Below are 8153 nucleotides of genomic sequence, written 5' to 3' on the forward strand. Positions count from 1 at the left end.
GAAGGAGGCATATTAACATGGTTCCCGTTCCATTGGATGAACGAACCATCCAACATCATTGCGGTCGTACGGTTTATGTCGAGACGCAAGACGGGCAGCGTTATATCGGACGGCTGAGCTCATGCCGAAGGGGTAAGCTTGTGCTGAACGCCGATGCGACTTCTGCCGCCAAGCAACAATCGCTCGCTCCCGCTAAGAGAAAGAAAAAAGGATCGAGACAAAATACACCAAGTGCAGCAACATCCGAAAAAACAGCCCCGAAGGCACACACCAACGCCGTCGTTCCATATGGTACGTATTATCCTTATCCATGCGCCCCGTATAACTACGGTCCCCGCGTTGATTTAGATCTAGCTGTGGTAACATTATTGCTTCTGCTTTTTATCTAAATAATCCTGCTTTGCATCCCTGTAACCAAGCAGAAGCGGTGTGGACGTCCATTGTACTACGTGGATACCTCATGTCTGCAAGGCGTACAGGGCAAGCTTTAAGGCGCATCTGTCTTATCCTTTCCTGTTCATGAACAAAGAACCCGACCGCTTTCCTCAGAAAGTGTCGGGTTCTTTGTCATTCAGCCAAACCATTCTTATAGGCGTAAATCGCCGCCTGTGTGCGGTCTTCTACTCCGAGCTTCGCTAATATATTCGTGACATGGAACTTCACGGTCTTGATTCCAATAAAGAGATCGTCCGCAATATCCTGATTCGACTTCCCCTGTGCGAGCAAGCGAAGAACGTCCATCTCGCGTTCTGTCAGCTGCTCATGCGCCGCCAGTGACTGTTTCGGTTGGCGGAACCGGTTCATCATCTTGGATGCTACTTGAGATTCTAGAACAGATTGTCCTCTGGCAGCGGCCCGTATCGCTTCTGCGATCTCGGAAGCACGCGATGTCTTAAGCAAGTAGCTGAACGCGCCCGCTTCTATGACGGGATACATCTTCTCATCATCCAAATAACTGGTAAGCACGATGACTTTGCAATCCGGATATAGTTGCAGCAGTTTACGCGTCGTTTCGATGCCGTCCATCCCGTCCATTACCAGGTCCATCAGCACGACATCCGGCTTGTATTCCTGTGCAAGGCGAATGCCGTCCTCGCCGTTGCTTGCTTCCCCTACGACTTCAATGCCGTCCTCGGTGCTCAGCACGGCTGCCAGACCGATACGAACCATTTCGTGATCATCTACCAGCAATACTTTAATGGGTGTCTCCATCATGGATGCTTCCATTTCCATCGCTACCCTCTTCCTCCCTCAAGCCACTTTCCTCTTTGACAACAGGTACGCGTATCTCGATACGGGTACCTTTATCCGGAGCAGTAATGAATTGAATGGAACCTCCCACCTCATTAATACGCTCCTGCATCATTCGAAGTCCGTAGCTCGCTTGCTTTTTATCGCTCCAATCAAAGCCTACGCCGTTGTCCCGAATGAACAGACGCACGAAATCGTCACGATTCTGCAGCTTAATCTCCATGCGGGTTGCCTTAGAATGCCGCAGCGTATTCGATAGCGCCTCCTGCACAATCCGGAATAAATGATTTTCTACGCCTTTAACAAGCTCGATGTGCTCATCCATTTCACATAGGATTTCAATCGGAATCTTACTTTGCAGCTCTCGAATCAATTCCGCAATCCCTTGAGCCAATCCTTTGCCTTCCAAGTGAACGGGCCGCAAATGCAGCAGCAGAGCCCGCATCTCGGACTGAGCAACCGAAGCCATCTCTTCGATAAGCTCCACCTGCCGTTCGGCGCGGTCGAAATCTTTATCCAGCGTGCGTCTTACGGCCGTTGCCGTCATCGAAATGGCGAACAGCTGCTGACTTACCGCATCATGCAGCTCCCGCGCCAAGCGTTGCCGCTCTTCAATAATAGCCGAAATTCGGGCTTGCTCGGCCAGTTGAGCGTTGTTCGTCGACAACCTTTGCAGGGATGTGACCTGTTCTTCCCAACGCTTGCTGACCCGCCCCAATTGATCGGCCAATTGACCGATTTCATCTTCACCCAAGTCGGGCATCGGCCGGGATAAGTTCCCCTTCTCCAAGAGCAGCATCGATTCGCGCAGCAGCTCAATGCGGCGTTTCAATCGATATCCTTGAAAGAAGCCGTAGCTCGTCGCAATGATGGCAACTACGATTAAGGCTGACAACGTCGCCTTCACGCCGTCAAGCCACGTCTCAAACGGTTTTACGTAGCCGTAGGACTGCAATAAATATACGATGATAAAAAATAAAATACATGAAAGGAGAAGCGTTTCGCCCACTAAACGCATAACCATGTTCGCATTTTTCTTCGGTTCCATCGCCGGCTATTGCATCTCCTTTCTTTTTTCCATTCGCTATAAATACGTGTTCAAAAAAGTCACTTTTCAGCACCGAGAAGTACAAGTTTTCGTAAGTGATCAAAAGTTTTTTTGAACATCATCTACACGTGCAATTTGATGTCTATATCTCCTACGATATAAGAGATGTATAGTTTCACTCGTTGATCCGCCCAATCATAATTAGGAGAACGCCAAGTCCATTTATTAAACAATCCCGTCTCTTTATCCCGGCCGACATCGATCTGTCCGCATAAGACGGTAGCTTCAATTTCTACGCCGACATCGTCAGGAATCGTAATGTCCATATCTCCCATCACGCCTTGGAACAGCAGCTTCGTTTCCGGCTCTTCCAATATGGCGAGCGATAAGTCGATATCGCACTCTCCAATGACATGCCACATGCTTTGGCTGTGCAAAATATAAGGCTCCCGATCCCATTTCAAGCTCGCGGACAGATTTTGCCGTTTCTCGACCCGCTCCTGCTTCTCATCCTGCCGAGTCCGTGAATAGAAAATACCTAACGATATGAGGATAATTCCCAAAAAGAGCATCAAGTGCTCCAACAACAGCAGCGCTCCCCCGACACCAAGCAAAATATAACCGACACGCAATTCCGCAGCACGAACTTTACGGACGCCAAGGTAGAGCATAACGAGGGCGACAAACGTTCCGAAACTAAGCCACTTGCCTATTAAAATAAGCAATCCAACAACGATGAGCACATATGCAAGTAAACGGTTGTTTGTCTTCATGCCGCGCCTCCTGTCGCAAAGAATCGTGGAAGCCACTAACGGCGATGCAAATGCATCGCCGCAGAGCTCCCTTGTTAGCATATCATAACCTGAGACCTACCCCAAGGGGTTATTCGTTTTGGCCTAATTTTTGTTTCAACGCAGCCAATTGCTCGTCGACTTTAACTTGCTTCTCCACATCAACCGGTTGTTGGTACGAAGCCGGTGTAGAATAGCCGCCGTAAGGGGCGCGCATCACTTCAGCTTCCGCCTCCAACTGCATAATCTTCTCTTCCATGCGGTGGAAGCCGCGGGAAGCAGTGCCCGATTCAATCGAGTGCACGCTTGTGATGGTAGCCATTTGCTTGCGAGCCTTCGCCATTTGTGCACGGGCTGCCAATTCATTGCGCTTATTGCGCAGCTTGTAGAATTCATCCTTCATGGAATGCAATTGCTGCATCAATTCGTCTGCTTGTGATTTGGCTTGTGTATGCAAATCACTGTATTCCGCCACTTTTTGATCATAGTACAATTTCTCTTCCAGGCATTTGCGTGCCAATTCCTCTTGTCCTGAAGTCAGCGCGCGCTCTGCCTGTGCTTCACGGTCGGCAGACATCCGAATCGCTTCATCGAAGCGGTGTTTAATGCGGCGCTCGTTCGCCATTTGCTTCGCTACCGTCACTTCCGCCTCATGAATTTCCTGCTCCATGTCGCGCAAATATTGATTTAACATAACTACCGGGTCTTCTACTTTGTCCAATACCTCATGAACCGACGCTTTCGTCATATCTTTAATTCGTTTGAATACTCCCATTTTACTTATCCCCTTTCTCATACTTTGCGACTCTATTGCGCAATTCTTGTAGTTCTTTCATCATTGCTTTTCTTTCGATATCTTCCATCATGGAATCAATGGAGGAATTATCTTTTTGCTTCATGTTTCCGTAGCTGGAGGAATTGTAACCACCATAATTGTCGTACGACCCGCCTTGACGAGTGTTGTTGTTGTAATATCCTTGGTCATTCGCCGTATAGCCGCCATTGTAGCCATTTTGGTTATTGTACGGACCCGAGCCGTATCCTTGCGGACCATACGGAGTATAAGGTTCTTTTGGCACTACGAGTGCCACGATGAAATATACGAACAGTAACGTGAAGCCGGAAAAGAAACAGCCAATCACAAACAGGATACGCAGCAGAGTTACATCGAAGCCGAGCCATTCGCCCAGGCCGCCGATGAGGCCGCACAGCTTCCGGTCACGAACCGAACGATACAATTTTCTGTTCATGACTCATGTCACTCCTTTGTCGAGTCTAATTTCTGTCTTAATCGTTCCATCTCACGCTGCAGCGCCGATTCTTGTCCTAAACCACCGCCACCCGCCTGTCCGCTCATCCGACGAACCTGTTGAACACTCTCTGTTTCCCATTCCATATCGGAGACGCGGTCTTCCAGACGCCGGAACATGCCATCGACTTGCCCGCCGCCATATTGTCCGAAGCGTTGGTTCATCTGCTGCTGCAGTCGAATATTTTGCATACGGGCGAAATAATACTGGCGTTTGTCATACACCGTTTGATATTCGCTCTTGAGCAGGTTCAATTGCTCTTCCAGGTCGAGAATCGCTTGCTTGCTCTTATCATATAAATCAGCGTACTGCACTGCTTTCTCATCGTGCATCAGCTTCTCTTGCAGAGCAATCTTTGCGGCGAATTCCTCACCTGCCTTCAATGCCAGCATCGCTTGCTGTTCTCTGCGGTCACGCATTTCCTGCGCTTGATTCAATTGATGTCTCATTTGATTGGCGTGCATCACATATTGTTGATAGAGACGGTCTGCTTCCGCAATATCATGCCGTGTGCGCATTAGAAATTGGTCGATTAAGCGCACTGGGTCTTCCACTTTATCCAAGCGCTCATTGAGCGTAGCGAGTGTGATGTCGCGAACCCTTTTAAAAATGTTGCTCATGCCGCTCTTCCCCTCCTTGATTCGTCATTTTTGCTGCATCGTTTTTGATTAATAAGGATGTCTATTACGCTTACTGGACAACATCGATACCCCGAATCCAACCATTGCTACGGCAACGATAATACCGATGAGCCAAGATAACTTACCGATTAAGCTAATCGAGCCGATAATGATGAAAATCCATCCGAAGGTTGAATTTCCTGCCTTCACACCATAGTAACCTAGTCCAATCAGAAGTATCGGAAGCAGATAGCCGAACCAGCTACCTAAGTGAATCCCGAACTTGCTGAGAAGGATGAAGCCACCCAGTGCAATAAGTATAAAAGCGAAGGTATTTCCTTTGTTCATTTGCATTCGGTTCGTCACCACCTTTCGTTGTGTCTTGCTTATGTCTCTATTTTAGGTGGAATCGCATTTATTCAAAACAGGCTGGGGGCGGTTTTTATACCTAGACTGAAGTCGGGGGCCGGGATCGACTCCAGTTCGAAGCGATGCTAGACAAAATATGTGCGGGAGTGAAACTACTGCGTGGTAACGTACGTATATATTTCCATAAGGATCCAAACGACTGATCCTCACCACACGCACCTACTGCGAAGGAGAGATACTATGGAAGCTGTATATTGGGGCTTGCTCGTATTCGGCGCCTTATATGCCATCATTACCTTCATCTTCGGGGAAGTGTTAAGCCACGCTTTTGACGCCTTTGTGGGCGATGGACACCTCTCCTTCCTGCAACCTACCGCACTAGTGAGCGGTTTAACGACCCTTGGTGCTATCGGAATACTCCTTACCCGCTATACGGCCTTCCAGTCTGCCAGCATCATGCTCATCGCCATTGCTGGCGCCATTCTCATCTCCGTCATGATGTATTTCTTCTATATACGGCCGATGGAGCAAGGGGAGAATTCAGTTGGCTTCTCTATCCAAGACCTTACCGGGAAGGTAGGCGAAGTGAATGTGCCGATTCCAGCTGCGGGCTTCGGTGAAGTGACCGTTCGCATCGGGGCGGGCGTAACGAATCAGATTGCAGCTTCGTTCGATAAGGAGGACATCCCGTCCGGAACGACCATTGTCGTCATCGAAGTGAAGGAAGATACACTGTATGTTTCTCCTCTCACTGAGGAACTGCTCCGTCCGGGGCACTAACTTTAGTTTTTCCATAAATTTACACATAAAAGGGAGCTGTATGCCATGGAGTTTAATGATGTATTATTGGTTCCGGTCATTGTCGTCGGAGTCATCGTTCTACTCGGACTCGCCTTCTGGGCCCGTTATAAGACGGTCCGACCAGATGAAGCTATGATTGTCACTGGTTCCTATCTTGGCTCGAAAAATGTAAGCGCCGATGATTCTGGGCGCAAGTTGAAGATTGTCCGCGGCGGAGGCGCATTTATATTGCCTATTTTCCAACAGTCGCGTTTTCTGTCCTTGCTTTCGCATAAGCTAGACGTTATGACACCAGAGGTGTACACCGAGCAAGGGGTTCCCGTCATGACCGACGCAGTCGCCATCATCAAGATTGGCGGTACTGTGGAAGACATCGCAACGGCTGCCGAACAATTCTTGGGTAAACCATCGGAAGCGTTAAAGAGTGAAGCGCAGGAAGTGCTGGAAGGCCATCTGCGTGCTATCCTCGGCTCGATGACGGTCGAGGAAGTATATCGCAACCGCGATCGTTTCGCTCAGGAAGTGCAGTCGGTTGCTGCCAGAGACTTGAAGAAGATGGGCTTGCAGATCGTATCGTTCACCATTAAAGACGTGCGTGACAAGCACGGATACTTGGATGCGCTCGGGAAGCCGCGTATTGCCGCTGTCAAGCGTGACGCCGATATCGCAGAGGCGCAAGCTGTCCGGGACTCCCGCATTCAGAAAGCGAAGGCGGAAGAAGACGGAATGAAGGCAGAGCTGGTTCGCGACACGAACGTCGCCGAGGCGTCGAAGGAGAAGGAATTGAAGGTTGCAGCGTTCAAGAAAGACCAAGATATGGCGCGCGCTGAAGCCGACCAGGCCTACTTCATTCAGGAAGCGCGATCTAAACAAAGCGTCGTGGAAGAGCAAATGCGCGTCGAGCTCGTACGAAAGGAACGGGAAATTGACCTCGAAGCTAAAGAAATCTTGCGGCGCGAGAAGCAGTATGATGCTGAAGTGAAGAAGAAAGCAGACGCCGATCGTTATTCGGTCGTTCAAGCGGCAGAAGCGGAGAAGTCACGCAAAGTGCTTGAAGCAGATGCGCTGCAATACCGCATCGAAGCGGAAGCGAAGGCGCAAGCAGAACAGAAGCGGCTTGCAGGGCTCGCCGAAGCGGATGCAGAACGTGCGCGCGGTACCGCGGAAGCGGAAGTCATTCGGCTGCGCGGTCTGGCGGAAGCGGAAGCGAAGCAGAAGCTCGCAGAAGCATTCGAGAAGTTCGGCGAAGCTGCGGTACTCGACATAGTCGTGAAGATGCTGCCTGAACTCGCAGGTAAGGTGGCTGAACCGATTAAATCCATCGACAAGCTGACGGTCGTTGATACGGGTAACGGCGAAGGGGCCGCACGCGTGAGCAATTATGTCACACAGTTGATGGCAACCGCACCGCAAATGCTAAAGGATGTCTCTGGACTCGATGTCGAACACATGATTAAGCGGCTGACAAAAGGAGCCGGCGAAGATAAGCCAACTCCAGCCGCAGTTGCATCTAACGTTGCAGTAACAGCAGAGAAACCACCTGTAATTAAGGCAGTGGATACACCGGAAGCCTAACATAAGCAAGCCATTATGGATATCTAACTATTTATGAACAAAAGCCTTGTGGGCAGCACCTGATTGCAGATGCGCCCGCAAGGCTTTCTCATTATGACTTCGTTATAATAGCCAATCAGCGACGCCGCAATTCTGTATTATTGCTGCGCGGCTCCTCCGTAGAATTGCTCTTCCCGATATGAAGATACTGCCCGTCGCGGCTGGGTCATGGTCATTTTTCAACAGCAGCCAATATCTATACTCGTCCGGATATAGCGCTTAAATATCTTCTGCTAATGAAGCAATTGCCCGAAGATATAAAGTGCTTCTAAAAAAGGAAAAAGGGTTATAAAATTGCTTGGATAAGCAATTTTATAACCCTTTTGGAATACCGATGGCCGGACTCGAA

The 8153-nt window shown here is 49.4% G+C and carries 10 protein-coding genes; 3 read left to right on the forward strand and 7 right to left on the reverse strand.

Features of this window, described 5'->3' with window-relative positions:
• The first annotated feature begins 17 nt into the window (after positions 1 to 17).
• Complete coding sequence (locus A372_RS0125940; protein ID WP_019423843.1) at positions 18 to 389, forward strand: hypothetical protein; 372 nt, start codon at positions 18 to 20, stop codon at positions 387 to 389.
• A 178-nt stretch (positions 390 to 567) separates the two neighbouring features.
• On the opposite strand, the gene A372_RS0125945 is transcribed toward A372_RS0125940, so the two are convergent.
• From A372_RS0125945 to A372_RS0125975, 7 genes are all read right to left on the reverse strand, one after another.
• The gene (locus A372_RS0125945) at positions 568 to 1212 is read right to left on the reverse strand and encodes a response regulator (protein ID WP_036705333.1); all 645 of its coding nucleotides are present in this window, start codon (positions 1210 to 1212) and stop codon (positions 568 to 570) included.
• Positions 1196 to 2299, reverse strand: coding sequence for a HAMP domain-containing sensor histidine kinase (locus A372_RS0125950; RefSeq protein ID WP_019423845.1), 1104 nt, complete (start codon positions 2297 to 2299; stop codon positions 1196 to 1198). Before A372_RS0125950 ends, A372_RS0125945 begins: the two co-directional genes overlap by 17 nt.
• Before the next feature lie 122 nt (positions 2300 to 2421).
• Positions 2422 to 3072, reverse strand: coding sequence for a cell wall-active antibiotics response protein LiaF (gene liaF, locus A372_RS0125955; protein WP_019423846.1), 651 nt, complete (start codon positions 3070 to 3072; stop codon positions 2422 to 2424).
• Between the two features lie 109 nt (positions 3073 to 3181).
• Entirely contained in the window at positions 3182 to 3865 is a 684-nt protein-coding gene (locus tag A372_RS0125960; protein WP_019423847.1) for a PspA/IM30 family protein, read from the reverse strand.
• 1 nt (position 3866) lies between these two features.
• Positions 3867 to 4340 (reverse strand): PspC domain-containing protein, encoded by a 474-nt coding sequence (locus tag A372_RS0125965; RefSeq protein WP_019423848.1) that lies wholly within the window; start codon positions 4338 to 4340, stop codon positions 3867 to 3869.
• 8 nt (positions 4341 to 4348) lie between these two features.
• Positions 4349 to 5020 carry a PspA/IM30 family protein gene (locus tag A372_RS0125970; protein ID WP_019423849.1) on the reverse strand — a complete coding sequence of 224 codons (672 nt, stop codon included), beginning with the start codon at positions 5018 to 5020 and terminating at the stop codon, positions 4349 to 4351.
• A gap of 48 nt (positions 5021 to 5068) precedes the next feature.
• Positions 5069 to 5374: a LiaF transmembrane domain-containing protein gene (locus A372_RS0125975; RefSeq protein WP_019423850.1), complete on the reverse strand. Its 306-nt coding sequence runs from the start codon at positions 5372 to 5374 to the stop codon at positions 5069 to 5071.
• Positions 5375 to 5629: 255 nt separating this feature from the next.
• On the opposite strand from A372_RS0125975, the gene A372_RS0125980 reads away from it, so the two are divergent.
• Together A372_RS0125980 and A372_RS0125985 are read left to right on the forward strand one after the other, a co-directional pair.
• Complete coding sequence (locus tag A372_RS0125980) at positions 5630 to 6169, forward strand: hypothetical protein (protein WP_019423851.1); 540 nt, start codon at positions 5630 to 5632, stop codon at positions 6167 to 6169.
• Between the two features lie 45 nt (positions 6170 to 6214).
• Positions 6215 to 7765 carry a flotillin family protein gene (locus A372_RS0125985; RefSeq protein WP_019423852.1) on the forward strand — a complete coding sequence of 517 codons (1551 nt, stop codon included), beginning with the start codon at positions 6215 to 6217 and terminating at the stop codon, positions 7763 to 7765.
• The last annotated feature ends 388 nt before the right edge of the window (positions 7766 to 8153 follow it).

It is taken from the genome of Paenibacillus sp. OSY-SE (genome assembly GCF_000283315.1).
Lineage (GTDB): Bacteria > Bacillota > Bacilli > Paenibacillales > Paenibacillaceae > Paenibacillus_B > Paenibacillus_B profundus.

Coding starts and splice junctions, on each gene's coding strand:
- A372_RS0125940 (WP_019423843.1), top strand. CDS start 18: ATGGTTCCCGTTCCATTGGATGAACGAACCATCCAACATCATTGCGGT.
- A372_RS0125945 (WP_036705333.1), bottom strand. CDS start 1,212: ATGGAGACACCCATTAAAGTATTGCTGGTAGATGATCACGAAATGGTT.
- A372_RS0125950 (WP_019423845.1), bottom strand. CDS start 2,299: ATGGAACCGAAGAAAAATGCGAACATGGTTATGCGTTTAGTGGGCGAA.
- liaF (WP_019423846.1), bottom strand. CDS start 3,072: ATGAAGACAAACAACCGTTTACTTGCATATGTGCTCATCGTTGTTGGA.
- A372_RS0125960 (WP_019423847.1), bottom strand. CDS start 3,865: ATGGGAGTATTCAAACGAATTAAAGATATGACGAAAGCGTCGGTTCAT.
- A372_RS0125965 (WP_019423848.1), bottom strand. CDS start 4,340: ATGAACAGAAAATTGTATCGTTCGGTTCGTGACCGGAAGCTGTGCGGC.
- A372_RS0125970 (WP_019423849.1), bottom strand. CDS start 5,020: ATGAGCAACATTTTTAAAAGGGTTCGCGACATCACACTCGCTACGCTC.
- A372_RS0125975 (WP_019423850.1), bottom strand. CDS start 5,374: ATGCAAATGAACAAAGGAAATACCTTCGCTTTTATACTTATTGCACTG.
- A372_RS0125980 (WP_019423851.1), top strand. CDS start 5,630: ATGGAAGCTGTATATTGGGGCTTGCTCGTATTCGGCGCCTTATATGCC.
- A372_RS0125985 (WP_019423852.1), top strand. CDS start 6,215: ATGGAGTTTAATGATGTATTATTGGTTCCGGTCATTGTCGTCGGAGTC.